Annotated in this window: 23 protein-coding genes; 19 read left to right on the forward strand and 4 right to left on the reverse strand. The window is 72.1% G+C overall.

Going from position 1 to position 24,040, the window contains the following annotated elements:
* Positions 1-32 precede the first annotated feature (32 nt).
* The 12 genes from OG584_RS29715 to OG584_RS29770 all read left to right on the forward strand — a co-directional run bounded on the left by OG584_RS29715 (position 33) and on the right by OG584_RS29770 (position 11,303).
* The gene (locus OG584_RS29715; RefSeq protein ID WP_405782428.1) at positions 33-1,145 is read left to right on the forward strand and encodes a quinone-dependent dihydroorotate dehydrogenase; all 1,113 of its coding nucleotides are present in this window, start codon (positions 33-35) and stop codon (positions 1,143-1,145) included.
* Positions 1,142-1,987: an orotidine-5'-phosphate decarboxylase gene (pyrF, locus tag OG584_RS29720; protein ID WP_405782429.1), complete on the forward strand. Its 846-nt coding sequence runs from the start codon at positions 1,142-1,144 to the stop codon at positions 1,985-1,987. Before OG584_RS29715 ends, pyrF begins: the two co-directional genes overlap by 4 nt.
* 305 nt (positions 1,988-2,292) lie before the next feature.
* On the forward strand, positions 2,293-2,616 hold the full coding sequence (locus OG584_RS29725) for an integration host factor (RefSeq protein ID WP_266858973.1): 324 nt from the start codon (positions 2,293-2,295) through the stop codon (positions 2,614-2,616).
* A 38-nt stretch (positions 2,617-2,654) separates the two neighbouring features.
* Positions 2,655-3,248 (forward strand): guanylate kinase, encoded by a 594-nt coding sequence (gmk, locus tag OG584_RS29730; RefSeq protein ID WP_405782430.1) that lies wholly within the window; start codon positions 2,655-2,657, stop codon positions 3,246-3,248.
* A gap of 25 nt (positions 3,249-3,273) precedes the next feature.
* Complete coding sequence (gene rpoZ / locus OG584_RS29735; protein WP_003970369.1) at positions 3,274-3,546, forward strand: DNA-directed RNA polymerase subunit omega; 273 nt, start codon at positions 3,274-3,276, stop codon at positions 3,544-3,546.
* Positions 3,547-3,648: 102 nt separating this feature from the next.
* On the forward strand, positions 3,649-4,905 hold the full coding sequence (coaBC, locus tag OG584_RS29740) for a bifunctional phosphopantothenoylcysteine decarboxylase/phosphopantothenate--cysteine ligase CoaBC (RefSeq protein WP_405782431.1): 1,257 nt from the start codon (positions 3,649-3,651) through the stop codon (positions 4,903-4,905).
* 237 nt (positions 4,906-5,142) lie between these two features.
* A complete protein-coding gene (gene metK / locus OG584_RS29745) occupies positions 5,143-6,360 on the forward strand; it encodes a methionine adenosyltransferase (protein WP_405782433.1) in 1,218 nt (405 codons plus the stop codon).
* 185 nt (positions 6,361-6,545) lie between these two features.
* Entirely contained in the window at positions 6,546-7,295 is a 750-nt protein-coding gene (locus tag OG584_RS29750) for a TetR/AcrR family transcriptional regulator (RefSeq protein WP_405782434.1), read from the forward strand.
* A gap of 168 nt (positions 7,296-7,463) precedes the next feature.
* A complete protein-coding gene (locus OG584_RS29755) occupies positions 7,464-7,658 on the forward strand; it encodes a ferredoxin (protein ID WP_405782436.1) in 195 nt (64 codons plus the stop codon).
* Positions 7,655-8,860, forward strand: coding sequence for an NAD(P)/FAD-dependent oxidoreductase (locus tag OG584_RS29760; RefSeq protein ID WP_405782438.1), 1,206 nt, complete (start codon positions 7,655-7,657; stop codon positions 8,858-8,860). The genes OG584_RS29755 and OG584_RS29760 overlap by 4 nt, the downstream gene beginning before the upstream one ends.
* Positions 8,857-10,092, forward strand: coding sequence for an NAD(P)-binding domain-containing protein (locus OG584_RS29765; RefSeq protein ID WP_405782439.1), 1,236 nt, complete (start codon positions 8,857-8,859; stop codon positions 10,090-10,092). Before OG584_RS29760 ends, OG584_RS29765 begins: the two co-directional genes overlap by 4 nt.
* Entirely contained in the window at positions 10,089-11,303 is a 1,215-nt protein-coding gene (locus OG584_RS29770) for a cytochrome P450 (protein ID WP_405782441.1), read from the forward strand. The genes OG584_RS29765 and OG584_RS29770 overlap by 4 nt, the downstream gene beginning before the upstream one ends.
* Positions 11,304-11,439: 136 nt before the next feature.
* Here OG584_RS29770 and OG584_RS29775 read toward each other — a convergent pair whose 3' ends face one another.
* The 3 genes from OG584_RS29775 to OG584_RS29785 form a co-directional block, all read right to left on the reverse strand.
* A complete protein-coding gene (locus OG584_RS29775; protein ID WP_405784345.1) occupies positions 11,440-12,297 on the reverse strand; it encodes a biotin-dependent carboxyltransferase family protein in 858 nt (285 codons plus the stop codon).
* Between the two features lie 5 nt (positions 12,298-12,302).
* A complete protein-coding gene (locus tag OG584_RS29780; RefSeq protein WP_405784346.1) occupies positions 12,303-13,013 on the reverse strand; it encodes an allophanate hydrolase subunit 1 in 711 nt (236 codons plus the stop codon).
* Positions 13,014-13,159: 146 nt separating this feature from the next.
* Positions 13,160-13,909 (reverse strand): LamB/YcsF family protein, encoded by a 750-nt coding sequence (locus OG584_RS29785; RefSeq protein ID WP_405784348.1) that lies wholly within the window; start codon positions 13,907-13,909, stop codon positions 13,160-13,162.
* Between the two features lie 143 nt (positions 13,910-14,052).
* On the opposite strand from OG584_RS29785, the gene OG584_RS29790 reads away from it, so the two are divergent.
* From OG584_RS29790 to OG584_RS29810, 5 genes are all read left to right on the forward strand, one after another.
* Positions 14,053-14,772, forward strand: a complete 720-nt coding sequence (locus OG584_RS29790) for a GntR family transcriptional regulator (RefSeq protein WP_405782443.1) — start codon at positions 14,053-14,055, stop codon at positions 14,770-14,772.
* Positions 14,773-14,913: 141 nt separating this feature from the next.
* Positions 14,914-15,645, forward strand: a complete 732-nt coding sequence (locus OG584_RS29795; protein ID WP_405782444.1) for a DUF969 domain-containing protein — start codon at positions 14,914-14,916, stop codon at positions 15,643-15,645.
* A complete protein-coding gene (locus OG584_RS29800) occupies positions 15,642-16,610 on the forward strand; it encodes a DUF979 domain-containing protein (RefSeq protein ID WP_405782445.1) in 969 nt (322 codons plus the stop codon). Before OG584_RS29795 ends, OG584_RS29800 begins: the two co-directional genes overlap by 4 nt.
* Before the next feature lie 182 nt (positions 16,611-16,792).
* Positions 16,793-17,866, forward strand: coding sequence for a DUF2891 domain-containing protein (locus tag OG584_RS29805; protein ID WP_405782446.1), 1,074 nt, complete (start codon positions 16,793-16,795; stop codon positions 17,864-17,866).
* A gap of 86 nt (positions 17,867-17,952) precedes the next feature.
* Positions 17,953-20,094 (forward strand): primosomal protein N', encoded by a 2,142-nt coding sequence (locus OG584_RS29810; RefSeq protein WP_405782448.1) that lies wholly within the window; start codon positions 17,953-17,955, stop codon positions 20,092-20,094.
* A 211-nt stretch (positions 20,095-20,305) separates the two neighbouring features.
* On the opposite strand, the gene OG584_RS29815 is transcribed toward OG584_RS29810, so the two are convergent.
* Positions 20,306-20,875 carry a hypothetical protein gene (locus OG584_RS29815; protein ID WP_405782450.1) on the reverse strand — a complete coding sequence of 190 codons (570 nt, stop codon included), beginning with the start codon at positions 20,873-20,875 and terminating at the stop codon, positions 20,306-20,308.
* A gap of 367 nt (positions 20,876-21,242) precedes the next feature.
* Between OG584_RS29815 and fmt the strand changes: the two genes are divergently transcribed.
* Together fmt and OG584_RS29825 are read left to right on the forward strand one after the other, a co-directional pair.
* A complete protein-coding gene (gene fmt, locus OG584_RS29820; protein WP_405782452.1) occupies positions 21,243-22,175 on the forward strand; it encodes a methionyl-tRNA formyltransferase in 933 nt (310 codons plus the stop codon).
* Positions 22,176-22,305: 130 nt separating this feature from the next.
* A complete protein-coding gene (locus OG584_RS29825) occupies positions 22,306-23,760 on the forward strand; it encodes an RsmB/NOP family class I SAM-dependent RNA methyltransferase (protein ID WP_405782454.1) in 1,455 nt (484 codons plus the stop codon).
* Positions 23,761-24,040: the final 280 nt, after the last annotated feature.

Raw genomic sequence — 24,040 nt, forward strand, 5'->3', positions numbered from 1 at the left:
CCCGCCCGGGGGCTCGTCATGAGGAAAGCCGGATGTACAAACTCTTCTTCGACCTGGTCTTCAAGCGGATGGACCCCGAGCGCGCCCACCACCTGGCCTTCGGCTGGATCCGTGCCGCGGCGCGGACCCCGGTGCTGCGCACGTTCGCCGCGGCCGCGCTGGCTCCCCGCCACAAGGAGCTGCGTACGGAGGCCCTGGGCCTGCGCATGCACGGCCCCTTCGGCCTCGCCGCCGGTTTCGACAAGAACGCGGTCGCCATCGACGGCATGACCATGCTCGGCTTCGACCACATCGAGATCGGCACCGTCACCGCACGGCCCCAGCCGGGCAACCCCAGGAAGCGGCTCTTCCGCCTGGTGGAGGACCGCGCGCTCATCAACCGCATGGGATTCAACAACGAGGGCTCCGCGGCCGTGGCGGCCCGTCTGGCGGCCCGCAGCCCCGTCTTCAGGACCACTGTCGGCGTCAACATCGGCAAGACCAAGGTCGTCCCGGAGGACGAGGCCGTCGGCGACTACGTCGAGTCGACCGAACGGCTGGCCCGCCACGCCGACTACCTCGTCGTCAACGTGTCGTCGCCGAACACCCCCGGCCTGCGGAACCTCCAGGCCACCGAGGCGCTGCGCCCGCTGCTGACCGCCGTGCGCGAAGCGGCCGACCGTACCGTCACATCGCGGCGGGTCCCGCTCCTGGTGAAGATCGCCCCGGACCTCGCCGACGAGGATGTGGACGCCGTCGCCGACCTCGCGGTCGAGCTGGGCCTGGACGGCATCATCGCCACCAACACCACCATCGCCCGCGACGGCCTGGGCCTGCGGTCGGCCCCCGCGCTCACCGGCGAGACCGGCGGCCTCTCCGGCGCACCGCTCAAGCAGCGCTCACTGGAGGTCCTGCGCCGCCTGTACGCCCGTGTGGGCGGCGAGCTCACCCTGATCGGTGTCGGGGGCGTCGAGACGGCTGAGGACGCCTGGCAGCGGATCCTGGCGGGCGCCACGCTCGTCCAGGGCTACAGCGCCTTCATCTACCAGGGCCCGTTCTGGGCCCGTGCGGTCCACAAGGGCCTCGCGGCCCGGCTCCGCAACAGCCCGTACACGACCCTCGCCGAAGCTGTCGGCGCCGACACCCGGAAGACGGTCACCCCATGACGCCCCAGCAGTCACCCGAACCGTTCGGCGCCCGGCTGCGGCGCGCGATGGACACCCGAGGCCCGCTCTGCGTCGGCATCGACCCGCATGCCTCCCTGCTGACGTCCTGGGGCCTCAGCGACGACATCGCCGGACTGGAGCGCTTCACCCGAACGGTCGTCGGGGCACTGGCCGACCGGGTCGCCGTACTCAAGCCCCAGTCGGCGTTCTTCGAGCGGTTCGGCTCGCGCGGAATCGCGGTCCTGGAGAAGGCGGTCGGCGAGGCGCGTTCGGCGGGGGCCCTGGTGCTCATGGACGCCAAGCGCGGCGACATCGGCTCGACCATGGGCGCCTACGCCGAGACCTACCTCAGCACGGACTCGCCGCTGTTCTCGGACGCGGTCACGCTCTCGCCGTACCTCGGCTTCGGCTCGCTGCGGCCCGCCCTGGACGCGGCGGTGCTCAGCGGCTCGGGCGTCTTCGTCCTCGCGCTGACCTCCAACCCGGAAGGGGCCGAGGTCCAGCGGGCCGCGGCCGCCGGCGGCCGGCCGCTCGCCCAGCTCATGCTCGACCACATGGCCGCCGAGAACGAGGGCGCCGATCCGCTCGGGTCGGTGGGCGCCGTCGTCGGCGCGACGCTCGGCGACACGGGGGTGCGCCTGGACATCAACGGCCCGCTGCTCGCCCCAGGGATCGGGGCCCAGGGCGCGACCCCGGCGGACCTGCCGCGCGTGTTCGGCTCGGCCGTCGGCAACGTGGTGCCGAGTGTCAGCCGGGGTGTCCTGCGCCACGGGCCGGACATCGCGGCGCTGCGCGATTCGGCCGCCCGCTTCGCCGACGAAGTGCGGACGGCGGTCGCCTGACAGGACGCGGCCGGGCGATCGGCGAGGTCGGGGGCCGGGAGCGGCCGGAAACCCGGAGCGGGACGGTCAGAACCAGCCAGTTGACGTCCGGTGGGCCGAAAACCAGGGTGTTATGCCCTAAATATCCGCTCCGGCCAAGGCTGACCAGGACTTTTCGTCTGTTCTCGCTGACTGGAGCGGCCCTGGCCGCTAGTCTCCGTCGAGAGCCGACGTGCAACTGTGTTGCTCGTCGCTTCGCAGGTGTGGGGCGATCAGGTTCCTCACCGGTCCGTATCCGACAGTTCGACATCCGAGGTGACGTAGGCGTGGCTCTTCCGCCCCTTACCCCTGAACAGCGCGCAGCCGCGCTCGAAAAGGCCGCCGCGGCTCGCCGGGAGCGGGCCGAGGTCAAGAATCGACTCAAGCACTCCGGCGCCTCCCTGCACGAGGTCATCAAGCAGGGCCAGGAGAATGGCGTCATCGGGAAGATGAAGGTCTCCGCTCTCCTTGAGTCCCTGCCCGGTGTGGGCAAGGTCCGTGCCAAGCAGATCATGGAGCGGCTCGGCATCTCCGAGAGCCGCAGAGTGCGCGGTCTCGGCTCCAATCAGATCGCCTCTTTGGAGCGCGAGTTCGGTGGCGGCGCTGCCTGACGTCCCGGGCACCCCCGGGAAGCTGGAATAATCGCCGCATGGCTGCAACACCCCGGGGGACGACCCCCGTACCCCCGGACCCCCATCCGCGGTTGACCGTGCTCTCCGGCCCCTCCGGGGTCGGCAAGAGCACGGTCGTCGCCCATATGCGCAAGGTGCACCCCGAGGTATGGCTGTCGGTGTCGGCGACGACCCGTAAGCCGCGCCCCGGCGAGCGCCACGGCGTCCAGTACTTCTTCGTGGACGACGAGGAGTTCGACAAGCTCGTCGCCAATGGCGAGCTGCTCGAGTGGGCCGAGTTCGCGGGCAACCGGTACGGCACCCCGCGCCGTGCCGTCCTGGACCGCCTGGAGGCGGGAGAGCCGGTGCTCCTGGAGATCGATCTCCAGGGTGCCCGGCTCGTAAGGAATTCGATGCCCGAGGCCCAGCTGGTCTTCCTCGCTCCGCCGAGCTGGGACGAGCTGGTCCGGCGTCTCACCGGCCGTGGGACCGAGGCGCCCGATGTCATCGAACGCCGGCTGGCGGCTGCGAAGATCGAACTGGCCGCCGAGTCGGAGTTCGATACGACTCTTGTCAATACCTCCGTCGAGGATGTGGCCCGCGAGCTGCTAGCCTTGGTCAAGGTTCTTTGATTTTCACTCCATCGGAAGGCAGAGAGTGTCCTCTTCCATCACCACGCCCGAGGGCATCATCAACCCGCCGATTGATGAGCTGCTCGAGGCAACCGACTCCAAGTACAGCCTTGTGATCTACGCCGCCAAGCGCGCGCGCCAGATCAACGCGTACTACTCGCAGCTCGGCGAAGGCCTGCTGGAGTACGTCGGTCCGCTGGTGGACACTCACGTCCACGAGAAGCCCCTCTCGATCGCGCTCCGCGAGATCAACGCGGGTCTGCTGACCTCCGAGGCCATCGAAGGCCCCGCGCAGTAACGCAGACAGTGAGTTCTTTCACTCCGGGCCCGGCAGCACAGCTGCCGGGCCCGGAGTGTTTCCCGGGGTCCCCCGGGAGCCTCGTCCCGCCGGTGATGCAGCATGGGGGTGTACGAATCCGAATGCGGAGCCGGAAGCCGGGGAGACGTGGACGTGGCGGAGAAGCCGAAGGTCGTTCTGGGGGTCAGCGGAGGCATCGCCGCGTACAAGGCGTGCGAGGTGCTGCGCAGGCTGACCGAGTCCGGCCATGACGTACGGGTCGTGCCGACCGGTTCCGCGCTCCACTTCGTCGGCGCCGCGACCTGGTCGGCGCTCTCCGGCCACCCCGTGTCGACCGAGGTCTGGTCCGATGTCCATGAGGTTCCGCACGTGCGGATCGGGCAGGGCGCGGATCTGGTCCTGGTCGCCCCCGCCACCGCCGACCTGCTCGCCAAGGCCGCCCACGGCCTCGCCGACGACCTGCTGACCAACACGCTCCTCACCGCGAGATGCCCGGTGGTGTTCGCTCCGGCGATGCACACCGAGATGTGGGAGCACCCCGCCACCCAGGAGAACGTGGCCACACTGCGCCGCCGCGGGGCCGTCGTGATCGAGCCCGCGGTCGGACGTCTCACCGGTGTGGATACCGGCAAGGGCCGGCTGCCCGACCCCGGAGAGATCTTCGAGACCTGCCGCCGGGTGCTGGCCCGCGGTGTCGCGGAGCCGGACTTGGCGGGCCGCCACGTGGTCGTCAGCGCCGGCGGCACCCGCGAACCGCTCGACCCGGTCCGCTACCTGGGGAACAGGTCCTCCGGTAAGCAGGGCTACGCGCTGGCCCGTACGGCTGTCGCGCGCGGCGCCAGGGTGACGTTGATCGAGGCCAACACCGGACTGCCCGCACCTGCCGGGGCGGATGTCGTGCACGTGGGGACGGCGGTGCAGCTGCGTGAGGCGGTCCTGAAGGCCGCGGCCGATGCCGACGCGGTGGTCATGGCGGCCGCGGTGGCCGACTTCAGGCCCTCCGCCTACGCCCAGGGAAAGATCAAGAAGCGGGACGGCCAGGAGCCCGCGCCGATCGCGCTGGTCCGCAATCCGGACATCCTCGCCGAGATCTCGGCGGAGCGCGCCACGCCCGGACAGGTCGTCGTCGGATTCGCCGCCGAGACGGACGACGTCCTCTCGAACGGACGCCACAAACTGCGCCGGAAGGGTTGCGATCTGCTCGTCGTCAATGAGGTGGGGGAGCACAAAACCTTCGGCTCCGAGGAGAACGAAGCGGTGATTCTCGCAGTTGGGGGCGGGGACACCGCCGTGCCGTACGGCTCGAAGGAAGCTCTGGCCGATACGGTCTGGGATCTGGTGGTACCGAGGTTCGGGTGAATATCTTGTGACATCCACCGGGCCGGAGGAACCCGGTGAAAGGCGTTTTCCGCCCCTTTCGGGGTCCGAATGGCGTACCGCCGGATCAGTGCCTCGGGTCACACGGCTCCCACGGAGCGAGACACGTGCCCCGTTGACCGGAGGCGACCGATAAACTGGTCACGGAATGAGCCGGGCGCAGCCCCCGGCCACTCCACCCGTGATCAGCCAGCAGCCGCTGCAACCCCAGGGAGCGTTGTGTCCCGTCGTCTGTTCACCTCGGAATCTGTAACCGAGGGCCACCCTGACAAGATCGCTGACCAGATCAGCGACACGATTCTCGATGCGCTCCTCACGGAGGACCCGGCCTCGCGTGTGGCCGTGGAGACCCTGATCACCACGGGTCAGGTGCATGTGGCCGGTGAGGTCACAACGAAGGCGTACGCGCCGATCGCGCAGCTCGTGCGCGAGAAGATCCTCGAGATTGGCTACGACTCGTCGAAGAAGGGCTTCGACGGTGCTTCCTGCGGGGTTTCGGTGTCCATCGGGGCGCAGTCCCCGGACATCGCGCAGGGTGTCGACACCGCGTACGAGAAGCGGGTGGCGGCCGCGGCGGGCGATGACGACGACCTGGACAAGCAGGGCGCCGGTGACCAGGGCCTGATGTTCGGCTACGCCTGTGACGAGACGCCCGAGCTGATGCCGCTGCCGATTCATCTGGCGCACCGGCTCTCGCGCCGTCTGTCGGAGGTCCGTAAGAACGGGACCATCCCGTACCTGCGTCCCGACGGCAAGACCCAGGTCACCATCGAGTACGACGGTGACAAGGCGCTCCGCCTGGACACGGTCGTGGTCTCCTCGCAGCACGCGTCGGACATCGACCTGGACTCGCTGCTGGCCCCCGACATCCGTGAATTCGTCGTGGAGCACGTACTGTCGCAGCTGCTCGAGGACGGGATCAAGCTGGACACCGAGGGCTACCGCCTGCTGGTCAACCCCACGGGACGCTTCGAGATCGGCGGGCCGATGGGCGATGCGGGCCTGACCGGCCGCAAGATCATCATCGACACCTACGGTGGCATGGCCCGCCACGGCGGCGGCGCGTTCTCCGGCAAGGACCCGTCCAAGGTGGACCGCTCGGCTGCGTACGCGATGCGCTGGGTCGCCAAGAACGTGGTGGCCGCCGGGCTCGCCACCCGCTGTGAGGTCCAGGTCGCCTACGCGATCGGCAAGGCCGAGCCGGTCGGCCTGTTCGTCGAGACCTTCGGGACCGCCGCCACGGACGTCGAGAAGATCGAGCACGCCATCACGGACGTCTTCGACCTGCGCCCCGCCGCGATCATCCGCGACCTCGACCTGCTGCGCCCGATCTACGCCCAGACCGCCGCTTACGGTCACTTCGGCCGCGAGCTCCCCGACTTCACCTGGGAGCGCACCGACCGCGTCGACGCACTGCGCAAGGCGGCGGGTCTGTAGGCCCGCCGTTTCCTGACTCAACAGCAGCGCTGCCCGGCCCCTCCACCGCAGGTGCCGGGCAGCGCTGTGCGGTATCCCGGCTGCGCCGTATCCCGGCCTGCCGGATCGGAGGGGGACGGGTCCGCAGGCGGACGGCCTGACCCGTCACAGGCCTCGGGCTCAGTTCCGGGGGAGAGGTCGAATCCATGGCAGCACGGTCCGTTCCCGACGGGGCGGGATCAGGACGGGTCCGCAGCCGCCGCGGGCAGGGCGAGCAACTGCGCAGGGACATCCTGGACGCGGTCGGCCGTCTGCTGGACGACTGGGGCGGTATCGACAAACTCACGATACGGGCGGTGGCCCGTGAGGTCGGTGTCGCCGCCCCCAGCATCTACCTGCACTTCGCCGACAAGGCCGAGCTGGTGTGGGCGGCCCTGGAGGACAAGTACGCCGACCTCGCCGGCCGTATGCAGGCGGCTGATGCCGCTGCCGAACCACAGGACGCGCGGAACCGGCTGCGTGCGCAGATGCGGGCGTACTGCGGGTTCGCGCTGGACAACCCCGGCCACTACCGGCTGATGTTCGAGAGCCCGCAGCCGGCAGTGGCCGCGACCCGCGCCGGCCGCCATCCCTCCCGCAGGGTTTCGTCGAGTCTGCGCGAGGCCTGCGGCCGCTGTGTGGATGAGGGCTATGCGCCGGCCCTGCCGGTCGCGCAGGCCGCGCACACCCTGTGGGCCGGACTGCACGGAAACATCGCGCTGTCCCATTCGCTTCTCTCCACCGAGCCGGTGGAGACCCTCATCCTGGACGTCGCGGACGGACTGCTCGATTCCCTGGTGCCCGACAGGGCCCCGGACGGCGCACCCCGCTCTCCGGTCCCCGAGACCACGGCGTCCCGCCACATCAGAGCCATACAGTCGGGCCTGGGCGGCCACGGAGTTCCTGACCAGGGGTAACACCGCGCCGAATCAAGCGGCTTGGCTCGCGGCCGACCGATTGACGATGACCGGCGCAGGGGTCTAACGTCCGTTACTGAACTTAGTTAGGTGACTGGGGCAAGCATTTTCGTCCGCCCGTCCCCCCACCCGCGTGGCTCTCCCCGGGAGCCCGACGGAGGTTGTGACATGAAGATTTCGCTCGACTTCGACAAGTGCTGCGGGGCAGGCCAGTGCGTGCTCGCCGCGCCTGAGGTCTTCGACCAGCGTGACGACGACGGCGTCGTGATCCTGCTCGACGCCGATCCGCCCGCCGAGGAGCACGAGAACGTGCGCAGGGCCGCCGAGGTCTGTCCCGCGGCCGCGATCGAAGTACGACCGTGAACGTACCGCCGCCGGCACGGATCGTGGTGGTCGGCGCATCGGCGGCCGGGCTCGGCGTTGTGGAGGGGCTGCGGCGCGAGGGCTACACGGGCCGGCTCACCCTGATCGGGGACGAGGCCCGTCTCCCCTACGACCGGCCCCCGTTGTCCAAGCAACTGCTGACCGGCGAGTGGGGGAGTGAGCGGCTCGCACTCCGCAGCACCGAGGCCGTCGAGGCACTTGGACTCGACCTCCGGCTCGGTACCGCGGCCGTGTCCCTGGACACCCGCCGCAGGGAGGTCCGAACGGACCGGGGCGCCGCGGCCGGCTACGACGCACTGGTGGTGGCCACCGGAGCGGCCGCCCGGCGGCTGTCCGGTACCGAATCGGTCGCCGGGGTGCATGTGCTGCGCACCCTGGAGGACGCCATCGGCCTCCGCGCCGAGCTGCGCCCCGGACTCCGCCTGGTGGTCGTCGGGGCGGGCTTCCTGGGTTCGGAGGCTGCCGCTGTCGCCCGCGGGGCCGGCGCCGACGTCACGATGGTGACGGACGCGGCGCTGCCGCTCGCGGACGTGCTGGGCCCCGTGCTGGGCGCCATGCTGGCGCGCGTCCACGAGGAACACGGCGTACGGATCGTGTCCGGGTCGAGGGCCGGCACCGTACTGGCCGATCAGGGCCGCACCACCGGTGTGCGGCTGGCCGACGGCAGGATCCTCGGTGCGGACGCGGTGCTGGTCGCCATCGGGGCCGTCCCCAATATCGGCTGGCTCACCGGAAGCGGCGTACCGCTCGGGGACGGTGTCGAGTGCGACGCCACCCTCCACGCCGGATCGGGCGTGTGGGCGGCCGGTGACGTCGCCTGCTGGCCGCATCCGCGTACCCGCAGCCGGATCCGGATCGAACACCGGACCAACGCCACCGAGCAGGGCGCCGCCGTGGCCCGCAACATTCTGGCCGCGCCCGGCCGGGCCGTTCCCTTCGACCCGGTCCCCTACGTCTGGTCGGACCAGTACGGGCTCAGGCTGCAGATCTACGGCCGGACGCGAGGCGCGGACACCGTACGGATCGTGGAGGGCGCTCCGGAGGACCGCAAGCTGGTCGCGCTGTACGGGGACGGCGGACGGGTCTGCGGCGTCGTCGGCGTGAACATGCCTCGTGCGACCCGGGGTTACCGGGCGCTGGTCGCCGAGGCGGCCGTGCTGGACGAAAGGCGGGCCGCATGACGGACGACACGGATGCCAGGGCCGGTGTGGTGGGCCTGGGCATGATCGGCGGCGGGGTGGCCGTCAGTCTGGCCCGCCGGGGCCGGGCGCTCGCCGTGTACGACATCCGGCCTGACGCGTCGGCGCATCTGGCCGGCGTACCGGGGCCGCTGGGTTCCCCGGCCGAAGTCGCGGCGGCCAGCGACGTGGTGATGGTGGCGGTCGTCAACGCCGGGCAGGCCCGGGAAGTGATCGGCGGCGAGCGCGGACTGCTGTCGGCCGCCCGTCCGGGCCTGACGGTCGTACTGCTCGCCACCGTCGCGCTGCCGGTCGTCCACGAGCTGGCCGGGATGTGCGCCGAGCGCGGTGTCGGGTTTCTGGACTGCGGGGTCACACCTGGCGACCGGGCCGCGGAGAACGGCATGGTCGCCATCCTCGGCGGCGACCGGCCCACTGTGGACGCGGCCGTGCCGGTGCTGGAGGACTGGGCCAGGAAGGTCGTCCACTGCGGTCCACTCGGGGCCGGCATGGCGACCAAGATCGCCCGCAATGTCGTCACCTACGGAGGCTGGCGCAGCGTGTCCGAGGCGGCGGCCCTCGCCGGCGCCGCCGGTGTGGATCCGGAGCGGCTCGCCGAAGTGATCGACACCGCCGACCCCGAGGGCCACACACTGCTGCAGCTGTTGCGCATGCGCGGGCCCGACGGCACGCTGCCTGCGGCCGTCGGCGGGCAGATCGAGCCGCTGATGACCAAGGATCTCGACGCCGCACGTGAGTTGGCCGCTTCCCTCGGTGTGGAGGCGCCGCTGACCGACGTCGCGCGCACGCAGGTCCGCCGGACCCTGGACCTCGGCGACCGGCCGGTCCCGGCCGCGGATGACCTCCACCGCTTCGGTCTGGAGATGATGGACCGGGTCTACGGCCCCGGCTTCAGCTCGGCCGTCCCGGATACGGGCGAGCCGTTCACCGAAGAGACGGTCGACTACCTCTTCGCCCGGGTCTGGGGCCGCCCCGGCCTCTCCGTGCGGGACCGCCGGCTGCTCACTCTCGGGGTGGCCGCCACCACCGGCCGTCAGGAACTCATCCGGATCATCGCCGGTGGCGGCCTGGTCAACGACGAGCTGACACCCGATCAACTCCGGGAAGCAGCACTCCATCTGGCGGTCTACGTCGGCTGGTGCAACGGCACCGCCACCCACACCGGCATCACCGCCGCCATCGAAGCCCACACCCCCCAGCAGGAGCCGTCATGACCGAGCCTCTCGTCGACCAGCCCGTCACCCGGGCACCCGGCAAGCCCCTGGATCCTCCCGCCGAGTTCACCCAGCTGCGTGAGGACCAGCCCCTGGTCAAGGTCCGCTTCCCCAATGGTTCGACCGGCTGGCTCGCCACCCGCTTCGAAGAGGGCAGCCAGGTATTCAGCGACCCACGGCTGAGCGCGAAGCGCTGGCGCCATGACACCCCCGAGGGCGAGGTGGCGGAGGCCGGTGAGGACTCTCCGTTCGACGTGGGGTTCGTGTTCATGGACGAGCCCGAGCACGGCGCCTACCGGCGGCTGCTCTCCGGCCGCTTCACCCCCAAGGCCGTGCGGACCAAGCTCCAGCCGTATCTGGACAGGATCATCGACGAGCACCTGGATGCCATCGCCGCCGGGCCGGAGACGTTCGACTTCATCGAAGCGATGGCCCTGCCGATCCCGTGCCTGGTGATCTGTGAGCTTCTCGGTGTTCCCTACAAGGACCGCGACGGCTTCCACCACGCCACGGAGGCGATGATGGACATGGGCCGGAGCCGCGAGGAGCGCGACTCGGGCGCGAACTGGCTGGTCGGTTACATCACCGACCTGGTCGCCGAGAAGCGCCGCACCGGCGGCACCGAGGGGATTCTCGCAGAGCTGATCAACCGGGCCGACGGTGCGGACGCCGTACTGACCGACCGTCAACTGATCGGTCTCGGCGTCCTTCTGCTGTTCGCGGGTCATGACACCACGGCCGCGATGATGGGCCTCTCCACTCTGACGCTGCTGACCCACCCCGAACAGCGACAGGAGCTGGTCGAGCACCCGGAGAAGACGCGGGCCGCAGTCGAGGAGCTGATGCGCTACCTGACGATCGTCCAGTTCGGGCTCGGGCGGGTGGCCAAGGAGGACCTCGAACTCGGCGGCGCGCACATCAAGAAGGGAGAACTCGTTGTCGTCGCCATGAACGCAGCCAACCGCGACCCGCGCACGTTCGAGAACCCCGACGTCCTCGACATCGACCGCCGGATGGTGCGTCATATGGGCTTCGGCTACGGCGTCCACGCCTGCCTCGGCCAGAACGTCGCACGCGCAGAACTGACGAGTGTTCTGCCCAAGCTCTTCAAACGCTTCCCCGGCCTGAGGCTCGCCACGCCGCTGGAGGAGGTGCCGATGGACTTCACCGGCACCAACTACGGCGTCCGCAAGCTCATGGTCACCCGCTGACGGATGCCCGGCCCGCGACGACGGGCGGGGCCGGCCGGACTTCCCGCTTCCCGGCTCCGAAGGGAACCGCGAACGGCCGGGGCAGCCGGGGCTCGCAGCCCGTGACGGGAGCGGCGGCGCCGGGTGCACCCGCCGCTCAGCGGATCAGCGTGAACCGGAGCGCGGTCCCCGGCGCCGCCTGGGCAGCCGCGCTGAGGGCGGACTCCGGTACGACGCCGATCACCGGATAGCCGCCCGTCGTCGGATGGTCGTTGAGGAACACCACGGGGCGGCCGTCCGACGGCACCTGCACCGAGCCCAGGACGACGCCCTCGCTGGGGAGTTCGCCGTGCCGGGCCCGCTCCAGGGCGGGGCCATCGGTGCGCAGGCCGACGCGGTTGCTGTGCGGCGACACCCGGTATCCGGCCGTGTCCAGGGTGCGCAGGGCGGCCGGGGTGAACCAGTCGTGGCGAGGGCCCGGCCGCACCGGCAGGACCAGCGAGGCGGGAATGCCCGGCCACGGGGCGGTGTCCGCGCCCGGGGGCGGACAGCGGCCCGGCGCTGTGCCGAGCGGGAGTGTGCCGCCGTCGCGCAGCGGGGCCGGGCCCAGCCCCGAGAGCAGGTCGGCCGATCTGCTGCCCAGCACGGCGCCGGGGCACAGGCCGCCCCCGAAGGCCAGATAGCTGCGTACGCCCTGCTGCGCCGGGTGCGCTTCGAGTACCGCCCCCCGGGGCACCCGGACCGGTGCGCCCCAGGGGGCGGGCCGGCCGTCGACCGTGACCCGGCAGGGCGCGCCGCCGACAACCGCGGTCACCGCCCGGCTGGGCCGGACCGCACATCCCGTGAGCGTGGTCTCCAGTACGGCGGCGTCGGCGGGGTTGCCTGCCAGCCGGTTGGCCAGCTGCCGGGCAGGGGCGTCCAGGGCGCCCGCGCGGGGGACGCCGAGATGGGCGTACCCCGTGCGCCCTCCGTCCTGCACCGTGGTCAGGGCGCCCGCACGGACCACCTGGAGCATCGCTGTCACCGGTCGGCCTCCTCGGTACGGTTCTCCTCGGCCGCACGCGCTCCGGCAGCGAGGCGGCCCGCCGTCCCTTCGGCCGGTTCGGCCGTTTCGACGAAACGGACCCGGGTGCCCGGTGTCAGGAGCGCGGCGGGATCGCGGTCCTGGTCCCAGAGGCGGCCGGGTTCGGGCATCCGGCCGATGAGCTGCCAGCCTCCCGGCGACAGGCGCGGATACACACCGGTGTACGGACCGGCGAGCGCCAGCGATCCGGCCGGGACCCGGGTGCGCGGGGTGGCGCGGCGGGGCACCCGGAAGCGGTCGGGGAGCCCGGTCAGATAGCCGAAACCGGGAGCGAAGCCCGAGAAGGCCACCCGGAATTCCGTACCGCTGTGGATGTGGGCCACCTCGCTCACCGCCACGCCCCAGACCGACGCCACATCGGCGAGGTCCGGGCCGTCGTACACCACGGGTATCTCGACAGCGGTGCCCGCGTCACGCGGCAGCGGCGGTATCCGCCAGGTCACGAGAGACCGGGCAAGGCGTTCGGCGGTGCCGGGCGGACGGTCGGGGATGCCGTCGAGCAGGACGGTTCGGGCTCCCGGAACGATCTCGCGTACGGCAGGGAGTCCGCCGAGGGCGCGACGGCGGAGCAGTTCGGCGTGGAACGCCTCGGCCCCGGCCCCGGCGGGGAGTTCGACCAGCAGGCCGTGGCGCCCCGCGGGCAGCACCCGGATGCCGGTCCCGTGGTCCGCCCCGGCGGGGCGCGTGCCGCTCGTGCCGCCACCGTCGCCCGTGTCCGCCGGGTGGTGCGCGCCGTCCGGGACGGCCGGCCCGTTCAGACTGTTCGCGTCGTTCGCGTCGTTCGCGTCGTCGGTCACGTGAACGCCCGGACCGTGACGCCCGCTTCTTCGAGGGCCGCTCTGATCCGGCGGGCGGTGGCGGCCGCGCCGGGGGTGTCACCGTGGACGCAGAGGGAGCGGGCACCCGCCGGTACACGGCTGCCGTCCGCGGCGGTGACCGTACCGTCGACAGCCATGCGGACGGCCCGGCGCACCACCGCTGCGGCGTCCTGCACCACGGCGCCCGGTTCACGCCGCGGAACGAGTGTGCCGTGCGAGGTGTACGCGCGGTCGGCGAACGCCTCATCGACGGCGGGGAGGCCCGCGCGCCGGGCGAAGGCGAGCAGCTGTGAGCCCGGCAGTCCCAGAACGGTCAGGCCGCCGCCCGCGAGGCGGATCCCTTCGACGACCGCGGCGGCCTGCTCCTCGTCCCCGACGGCGCGGTTGTAGAGGGCGCCGTGCGGTTTGACGTACGAGACTCCCGGCCCGGCGGCGTCAGCGAAGGCCCGCAGCGCGCCGATCTGATAGGCGACCTCCGCGGCCAGTTCGCCGGGCGGCACCTCCATGGGGCGGCGCCCGAAACCGGCGAGATCCCGGTACGAGACATGGGCGCCGATGCGTACCCCCCGGGCCGCGGCGGTGTCGCACACCCGCCGCATCACGGACGCGTCTCCCGCGTGGAAACCGCAGGCCACGTTGGCGCTGGTCACACAGGACAGCAGGGCGTCGTCATCGGTGAGCTTCCACTGGCCGAAGCCCTCACCGAGGTCCGCGTTGAGATCGATCACGGGCGTACGCTAGCCAATTGTTCAACAATCTGACAAGAGGTGCCGGTCCGGGGCCGGGTTGGGTGCGCCCGCGCGGTTGCGGTTGACTTGGCGGCGCCACCCGGTGCGGGGCGGAGCGGCGGACTGACAGGGGTCGAGACATGACGGGCACAACGGGCCGGAATTCTCCGGGGCACCCGGAAGCGGCGGCGGGCGGCGCCCTCCCGGCGAGTACGGGAGCGGGAACCGCGGAGCGGGTGGCCGCGGTCCTGCGGGAGCGGATCACCGAGGGGTACTTCCCGCCCGGCAGCAGGCTGTCCGAGGAGAGTCTCAGCACCGCGCTCGCCGTCTCCCGCAACACGCTGCGGGAGGCGTTCAGGCTGCTCACCCATGAGCGGCTGCTCGAACACCGGCTGAACAGGGGCGTCTTCGTGCGTGTCCTGGCCGTCGAGGACCTCGTCGACATCTACCAGGTCAGGCTGCTGGTCGAGTGCGCGGCGCTGCGGGCGCTGGGGGAGCCGCCGTACCGTCTCGACGATCTGGAGGCGGCGGTGGCCACCGGCGAGCGGGCCGCGGCCGTGGACGAGTGGGCGGCCTGCTCCACCGCCAACATCCGGTTCCACCAGGCTCTGGCGGCGCTCGCGGGCAGCCCCCGGGTGAACGAGCTGATGCGCAACGTGCTGGCGGAGCTCCGTCTCGCCTTCCATGTGATGGCGGACCCGCGGCGTTTCCACGAGCCCTATCTCACCCGGAACAGACAGCTCGTGGACCGGCTGGCGGCCGGAGACGCGGCGGGCGCCGAACGAATGCTGGGGTTCTATCTGGAGGACTCCCGCCGGCAGCTCGCCGAGGCCTACGCGCTGCGTCTCGCCGCGGACTGAGGGTGGGCCCGGCCGTGCGGGGCGAGGGACGGACCGGGTGTGCGGCACCTCTTGTGTGTTTGTTGAACAATCGCCTAAGGTCTCGCGCAGCATCCCGTCTGATCAGGGCCTTCGGGCCCATGCGCGGAAGAAGGCCGACGCGTGATCGTTCTCCTCGGCGTGCTCGTGGTGATCCTCGGATTCGCCACGCGCCGCAATCCTCTCCTGGTGGTGGGAGCCGCCGGAATCGCGACAGGACTGCTCGGCAGGATGTCGCCGCAGGAAGTGCTGGCCGCGTTCGGCAGCAGTTTCGCCTCGTCCCGGTCCGTGACCGTCTTCGTCATCACTCTCCCGGTGATCGGTCTCCTGGAGCGCTACGGCCTTCAGGAACAGGCACGGAACCTCATCGGGAGACTCGGCAGGCTCACCACCGGCCGCTTCCTCGCGCTCTATCTGCTCATCCGCCAGCTGACCGCGTCCGTCGGCCTGACGAGCATCGGCGGCCCCGCGCAGAGCGTGCGTCCGCTGATCGCCCCGATGGCGGAGGCGGCCGCCGAGACGAGGGCGGGCGGTCCGCTGCCGCAGCGGCTGCGCGAGAAGATCCGCTCGCACGCTTCCGGCGCCGACACCATCGGGATGTTCTTCGGCGAGGACTGCTTCATAGCCATCGGCTCGATCCTGCTGATCACCGGCTTCGTCAACTCGACGTACAACCAGCATCTCGAACCGCTGAGTCTCGCCCTCTGGGCGATCCCGTCCGCGGTCTGCGCGTTTCTCATCCACGGCGCACGGCTGCTGCACCTGGACCGAGTGCTGGAGCGTGAACTGGCCGTCGTCGCCGCCGAGAACGACCGTGCCGCCCACACCACCCGCCGTTCCGAGGACCTCAAGTGATCAAGTCCGAGTACTTCTTCTGGCTGGTCGGCGCGGTCTTCCTGGTGATGGCGGCACAGATGGCGGGCGACCGGACCAACCCCAGGCGCTTCGGATCCGCGTCCTTCTGGGGCCTGTTGGGCGCCTCCTTCTTCTATTCGACCGGCGTGGTCGGCAAATCGCTTCCCGCCGAGCCGCTCGGCGTCGCCGTACTCGTACTGATCGTGCTCGGCGGCTTCGGCCTCACCGGCAAGGGAACACCGCACACACCGCCACGGGCGGAGCGGGCCGCGTCGGCCGCCCGGCTCGGCAACAAGCTGTTCCTCCCCGCCCTCACCATCCCCGTGGTCGCGATGCTCTGCGCGACGCTGCTGAAAAAGGTGGAGATCGGCGGCGAGCCGGTCCTGGAGCCGGGGTACGAGACGATCCTGGGCCTCGGTATCGGAGCCATCGCCGCACTGGCCGTCGGCATGACCGTGCTGCGCGAGCGCCGCATCACGGTCCCGGTGCACGCCGGGCGCGGCATGCTCGAATCCATGGGGTGGGCACTGGTGCTGCCCCAGCTGCTCGCTGTGCTCGGTTCCATCTTCCAGACGGCGGGCGTCGGAGACCAGGTTGGCCGGATCACCGAGGCGATCCTTCCGGACGGCCAGCGGTTCATCGCCGTGCTCGTCTACTGCTGCGGCATGGTCCTGTTCACGATCGTCATGGGCAACGCCTTCGCGGCCTTCCCCGTCATGACAGCGGCCGTGGGCTGGCCCGTCCTGGTCCAGCAGATGCACGGCAGCATCCCGGCGATCCTCGCCGTCGGGATGCTCTGCGGCTTCTGCGGCACGCTCGTCACGCCCATGGCCGCCAACTTCAACCTGGTCCCGGCCGCGCTGCTCGAACTGGACGACCAGTACGGGCCCATCAAGGCCCAACTGCCCACAGCGGCAGCCCTGCTGGTCTGCAACATCGCCGTCCTCGCCCTGTTCGCCTTCTGACCGGGCAGGCCCGCCCGGCGCGGCGAATCCCGCAGCTCCGACCCGTACCGTCCCGCACACCCCGGTACGCGCCACCGCACACGTCAGCACCGCCCAGCCCCGCACCTCAGCCCCGCACCTCAGCCCCGCACCTCAGCCCCCCATCGCCCAGCCCCGCATCACCCCGCTCAAGGAGTACCGCCATGCCCCCCACCCCGCCGGTCCAGGCCTCCGTACTGCCCAGCGAGTACGCGCGCCCGTTCGCCGAGCTGGCGCTCCACAACGTGGTGCGCGAGTATCCCAACGCCCCGGCCCACCTGTACGCGGGCCCCGAGGAGATCATCGCTCCGCGCGAGCTCCACCCCGCCTTCTACGGGTCCTACGACTGGCACTCGACCGTGCACATGCACTGGCTGCTCGTCCGGCTGCTGCGTCGCTTCGGCCCGGCCGCGGCGGGCGGATCGGACGCGCTGCCCCCGACCACGGCGGGCCGTGTCACCGATGTCCTGGACGCCCATCTGACTCCCGCCAACATCGCCGTCGAGGCGGCCTATCTGCGCCGCCGCCCGTCGTTCGAGCGGCCGTACGGCTGGGCCTGGCTCGTGGCGCTCGCCGCGGAATGCCGGGCGCTGGGCGGCGCGGCGGGCGACCGCTGGGCCGATGCCCTGGCCCCGGCAGTGGACGCTGTCGGCGACCTGCTTCTGTCCTGGCTGGCCAAGGCGACCTACCCGGTGCGCCACGGCGTCCACAACAACAGCGCCTTCGGTCTCGGCATCGTCCTGGACGCGGGCGCACGGGCCGGGCTGGCCCGGCCCGTGCTGGACGCGGTGGCCGACCGGCTGACCGGCTGGTTCGCCGGGGATCACGACGCACCGCTCCACTGGGAACCGTCGGGCCAGGACTTCCTCTCGCCGGCGCTCACGGAGGCGCACGCGATGCTGCGGGTACTGCCGGCCGCGGACTTCCCCGGCTGGCTCGCCGGGTTCGTACCGGCTCTCACCGCCGCGGACCCGTGCTCCCTGCTCACCCCGCCGGTGGTCTCCGACCACTCCGACCCGCAGATCGGGCATCTGCTCGGCCTCGCGCTGAGCCGGGCGGCGGGGCTGCGCGCGATCGCCGCCGCGCTGCCCGCGGGACCACCCAGGGAAGCGGTGGAGGAGTCCGTCGCGGCCCATCTCGCCGTCGGGCTCCCTGCCGTCTCTTCGGGCGACTTCAATTCAGACCACTGGCTGGCGACGTTCGCGGCCCTGGCGCTGGACACGGCACCGGGGCACTGAGCAGGATCACGCCCCGCCGGCCCCACCGGTGCCGGGCCGTTCGCCCAGCAGGCCCGCTGTCAGTGGGGTCTGGTAGGAATTTGGCTGTGAGCAGCGACGACGAGCAGCCGAGGAAGCCCGGCGACGGGAGTCCCGAGCAGCTTGCCCTCATCAGAGAGACCGTCCGGCGGACGGAGGTGCCCCGGGCCAAGCCACGCACCTGGCGCGGGGCCGCCCTCGCCGGGGAGCTGCCGGTGGCGAGGGTCGTGGTGAACAAGGGCGTGCTCCACCTCGACCAGTTCTTCGACTACGCCGTACCGGAAGAGCTGGACGAGGCCGCGCAGCCGGGTGTGCGGGTGCGGGTGCGGTTCGGCGCGGGAAAGCGGAACGTACGCGACGGCCGCCGTGAGGGCGGCGGTCTGATCGACGGATTCATCGTCGAGCGCCGTGCCGACTCCGACTACTCGGGACCGCTCGCCGCGCTCGCCGGCGTCGTGTCGCCCGAGCCGGTCCTCGGCCCCGCACTTCTCGGGCTCGCGAGGGCGGTCGCCGACCGGTACGCGGGCAGCCTCGCCGACGTCCTGCAACTCGCCGTTCCCCCGAGGAACGCTCGGGCCGAGGGCAAGCCGTCCCCCGAGCCGCTGGAACCACCTCCCGCCCCGGAGCCCGGCACCTGGGCCAGGTACGGACAGGGGCCCGGCTTTCTGCGTGCCCTGGCGACGGGCGGGGCACCGCGTGCCGTGTGGACCGCCCTGCCGGGACCGCACTGGCCGCAGGAGGTGGCGCTCGCCGTCGCCGCCACCCTGTCCTCCGGGCGGGGCGCGCTCGTCGTGGTGCCCGACGGCCGGACGGCTGCGCGGGTGGACGGCGCGCTCACGGCGGTCCTCGGCACCGGTCACCACGCGCTGCTCACTGCCGACGCCGGCCCGGAGAAGCGGTACCGGCAGTGGCTCGCCGTGCGGCGCGGAGCCGTGCGGGCCGTGGTCGGTACCCGGGCGGCGATGTTCGCGCCCGTCCAGGACCTGGGTCTGGCCGTCATCTGGGAGGACGGGGACGGCAGCCACAGCGAACCCCACGCACCGCTGCCGCACGCGCGCGAGGTCCTGCTGCTCCGAGCGGCGCACGACAAGTGCGCCTTCCTGCTGGGCAGTACGAGCTGCACGGTGGAGGCCGCCCAGCTCGTCGAGACCGGCTGGGCCGCCCCTCTCGTCGCGGACCGGGATCAGGTCAGGGCCGCCGCACCCCTGGTACGGACCGTGGGCGACCTCGACCTCGCACGGGACGAGGGAGCCAGGGCCGCCAGACTTCCCAGCCTCGCCTGGCAGGCCGTGCGGGACGGCTTGAAGAGCGGGCCGGTCCTGGTGCAGGTACCGCGCAGGGGCTACGTGCCGAGGCTCTCCTGCGAGCGCTGCCGCACACCCGCGCGGTGCGCGCACTGCGCCGGTCCCCTGGAGGCCCCCGACGAGAGGGCGTTGAGCTGCGGCTGGTGCGGGCGCGACGCGGCCGGATGGCACTGCATCGAGTGCGGCCATACGAGACTGCGCGCACAGATCGTGGGCGCCCGGCGGACCGCCGAGGAGCTCGGCAGGGCATTTCCCGCGGTTCCCGTGCGGACATCGGGCCGTGACCATGTGCTGGACACCGTGGACGGGCGGCCCGCCCTGGTGGTGAGCACGCCGGGCGCGGAGCCGGTCGCCGAGGGCGGTTACGCGGCGGCGCTGCTGCTCGACGGCTGGGCGATGCTCGGCCGGCCCGACCTGCGGGCGGGCGAGGAGGCGCTCCGCCGCTGGATCGACGCGGCCGCGCTGGTACGGAGCCAGAGCGAGGGCGGCACGGTGGTCGTCGTCGCCGAGCCGACGCTGCGCCCCGTCCAGGCACTGGTCCGCTGGGACCCGGCAGGGCACGCGGTACGTGAGCTCGCCGACCGGGCCGAGCTGGGTTTCCCGCCGGTCTCCCGGATGGCCGCGGTGTCCGGTCGGGCCCAGGCGCTCGAAGAGTTCCTCGACACCGTGCGGCTGCCGCACGACGCCGAGGTTCTGGGCCCCGTACCGATTGTCTCCGCCGACCCGAACAGGCCCCGCAGGCCCGGCGACCCGCCTCCGGGCGAAAGCTGGGAGCGGGCCCTGGTCCGGGTGCGGCCCGGCAGCGGCGCGGCCCTCGCCACGGCGCTCAGGACGGCACAGGCGGCGCGCCTGACGCGGGGGAGCGATCCCGTACGCATCAGGGTCGACCCGCCGGACATCGGCTGACCCGGGGCGGCCCCCGACCGGACCGGCCGCCCCGCGCACCCCCTCCAGGCCGTCGGAGCGCCCGCCGGTGCTCAGCTGCGCCTTGCGGTACCGCCTGTACGCCCGGCGGTTCACACCGGCTCCGGGCGTGCGACTGCCCCCGGCGCCGCGGCGCGAGGGGCAGTTGATGCGGGACCGGGAGCGGCGCGGGCCACGCCCGATGCCTCGTGCGTCAGCCGTTGCGCGGCCCGGGGAAGGCGCTCGGACGTGTCTCCTCGCGCAGCGAGTGGCTGCTCGCCGTCGGCTGGGGCGGCATGGAGCGCGCGGCGGGCACGGACGGCAGGCCCGGCGGCACCGGCAGTCCCTGGGGCGGAGTGCCCGCCGGGGTGCTCTCGTCGGTCGTGGGGCTCTCCGGCTCACCGGCCTCCGCGGCCGCGACGGCAGCGGCCGCCGTCGCCCTCCGGGCCCCGTACCTGCGGTGCACCGCCTGCTTGGTGACCCCGAGTGCGGAGCCCACCGCGTCCCACGAGAAGCCGAGCGATCGGTCGAAGTCCACCGCGGCTGTCACCAGGGTCTCGACGCTGTCCCGGAGTTCCTGGGCCAGGCGGACGGTCGGGGCGGGGGCCCTGCCGTAGACGACGAAGCCCGTGGAAGGGCCGGAGCGTCGCGGGCGGTAGACATTCCCCAACTGGGCGGTGAGGGTGCGGAGCGCGTCCACCTGTCGGCGTACCCGCTCGATGTCTCTGACCAACAGGTGCAGGCTGGCCCGCGCTTGGGCGTCGTGGGTTGCGTGGTCGGCCATGAACAAGCCTCTCGAACCGGCGTTGAAAAGGATCGGGCCGCGCGTACGGCCCACTCTGCTTCGGACAGTGCCCCCTGGCGTTCCCGGTGTTCCCGGAGCTCGCGGTCAGGGCTTCGATCAGTGGTTCCGGTGGGTTCCGGTCGGTGTCTGGTCGGTGTCTGGTCGGTGTTCGGGGTCGGTGTGCGGGTCGGTCTCTTCGTTTCGGTCAATCTCTCTTGACCAACGCTCCACCTGCTGTTCTGGTCACGCTGCGGGGGCGTATGGGCATATGCGAGGGGCGCGCGGCGCTGCGTACGCCCCCTCGGAGCGGGACCGTAGACTGGTGCGCTGCTCGTAGTTGTGCGCAGTCGGTCCCGAGAGGCATCCAGTGAAACTCGTCTTCGCAGGCACCCCCGAGGTCGCCGTACCCGCCCTGGACGCGCTGATCGCGTCCGGCCGGCACGAGGTGGCCGCCGTGGTGACCCGCCCGGACGCTCCGGCCGGGCGCGGCCGCAGGCTCGTGGCCAGCCCGGTCGCGGAGCGCGCCGATGAGGCCGGCATCGAGGTACTGAAACCTGCCAAACCGAGGGACGAGGAATTCCTGGCGCGGCTGCGGGAGATCGGCCCCGACTGCTGCCCGGTCGTGGCGTACGGGGCGCTGCTGCCCAGGACCGCGCTGGACGTGCCCGCCCGCGGCTGGGTGAACCTGCATTTCTCACTGCTGCCTGCCTGGCGTGGTGCGGCGCCCGTACAGCACTCGATCATCGCGGGTGACGAAGTGACCGGCGCTTCGACCTTCCTCATCGAGGAGGGGCTCGACTCGGGCCCGGTCTACGGGGTGCTCACCGAGGAGGTGCGTCCCACCGACACCAGCGGCGATCTGCTCACCCGGCTCGCCTTCGCCGGTTCGGGGCTGCTGGTGGCGACCATGGACGGTATCGAGGACGGCACCCTGCACGCGGTGGCGCAGCCTGCCGACGGGGTCTCGCTCGCCCCGAAGATCACGGTCGAGGATGCCAGGGTGGACTGGTCGGCACCCGCGATGCGGGTGGACCGCCTGGTCCGCGGCTGCACCCCCGCACCCGGAGCCTGGACCGTCTTCCGCGGCGAGCGGCTCAAGCTGGTCTCCCTCGCTCCGGTGACCGACCACACGGACCTGGCCGCCGGTGAACTGGGCGTCGCCAAGAACAGCGTGCACGTGGGCACCGGCTCGCACGCAGTGGAGCTGCTCTGGGTGCAGCCGCAGGGCAAGAAGCCGATGCGGGCGGCGGACTGGGCGCGCGGCGTGCGGATCGTCGCCGGTGAACTCCTCGGCGCGTAGCGCCCGCGCGGAGGGACGCGTCTGCCCGCGGGCCGCCCGGCGGCGGGCGGGCGCCCGGGTGAGCCGCGCCCCGCGGCGGACGTAGGCTGGACGGGTTCGTCCCTCTCACCATCAGCGGAGCACCTTTCACGTGACCGACCAGCCTCGCCGCCGTCCCGCGCAGCAGTCGAAACAGCAGTCGAAGCCCTACCGCCGTCCGCAGAAGGACCCGGTGCGGCTTCTCGCGTTCGAAGTGCTGCGGGCGGTCGACGACCGGGACGCGTACGCCAACCTCGTACTGCCGCCGCTGCTGAAGAAAGCGCGTGAGAACCCGCAGTTCGACGCCCGGGACGCGGCGCTCGCCACCGAGCTGGTGTACGGGACACTGCGCAGGCAGGGCACGTACGACGCGGTCATCTCGGCCTGCATCGACCGTCCGCTGCGGCAGGTCGATCCGCCGGTACTCGATGTGCTGGCGCTCGGTGCGCACCAGCTGCTCGGCACCCGTATCCCCACCCACGCCGCGGTCTCCGCGAGTGTGGAACTGGCCCGGGTGGTGCTCGGCGACGGGCGCGCGAAGTTCGTCAACGCAGTGCTGCGCAAGGTCGCTGCCGACGACCTCGACGGCTGGCTGGAGCGGGTCGCGCCGTCCTACGACGAGGACGCCGAGGCCCATCTGGCCGTGGTGCACTCGCACCCCCGCTGGATCGTCTCCGCGCTGTGGGACTCGCTGGGCGGTGGCCGCGCCGGAATCGAGGACCTCCTCGAAGCCGACAACGAACGCCCCGAGGTGACACTGGTCGCCAGGCCGGGCCGCTCCACCACCGAGGAGCTGACCGAGACCGTCGGCGAGGACTCCGCGCTGCCCGGCCGCTGGTCGCCGTACGCCGTCCGGCTCGCGGAGGGCGGCGAGCCCGGTGCGATCGAAGCGGTGCGCGACGGGCGGGCGGGCGTCCAGGACGAGGGCAGCCAGCTCGTCGCCGCCGCCCTCGCGAACGCACCCCTGGAGGGGCGCGACGAGCGCTGGCTCGACGGCTGCGCGGGACCCGGCGGCAAGGCCGCCCTGCTGGCCGCGCTCGCCGCGCAGCGCGGTGCCCTGCTGCTCGCGTCCGAGAAGCAGCCGCACCGGGCACGGCTCGTCGAACGGACGCTGACGGGGAACCCGGGCCCGTACCAGGTCATCGCGGCCGACGGCACCAGGCCGCCCTGGCTGCCCGGGTCCTTCGACCGGGTGCTGATGGACGTGCCCTGCACGGGACTCGGCGCACTGCGGCGCAGGCCCGAGGCGCGGTGGCGGCGGCGCCCCGAGGACCTGGAGGGGTTCGCTCCGCTCCAGCGCGGGCTGCTCCGTGAGGCGTTGAGCGCGGTACGGGTCGGCGGTGTCGTCGGATACGCGACCTGTTCTCCGCATCTCGCCGAGACGCGGATCGTGGTCGAGGACGTCCTGCGGGGCCGCGGCGGACAGCCGGTCGAGGCCGAGTGGATCGACGTCAGGCCGCTGATGCCGGGAGTCGCGGCGGTGGGCGAGGGCCCCGATGTGCAGCTGTGGCCGCATCTGCACGGCACCGACGCGATGTACCTCGCGCTGCTCCGGCGTACGGCCTGACTCCGCGGACGTACGGTAAGGTCTCGAATTTCGTGCCGGAACCGCACGGCCGGTGCCGCACGGACGCCGTATCCGACGTGGCACTGAGACGTGCGGGCCGCCGCCCCCCCCGTGCCTCGTCCGCTCCGGGACGTCGGCGCCGGGAGTCCGGCCGGCCCCTGCGGGAACAGCCGGCCCGGTCGGCACGGTTGCACCGGCCGAGGGCCGGAGCCTCATCGGTGGGGACACGGAGACGACGAGGTCGTCCGCCCCACCAGGATCCGGGCCGCCAGTATCGCGG

It is taken from the genome of Streptomyces sp. NBC_00859 (assembly GCF_045161865.1).
Taxonomy (GTDB): domain Bacteria; phylum Actinomycetota; class Actinomycetes; order Streptomycetales; family Streptomycetaceae; genus Streptomyces.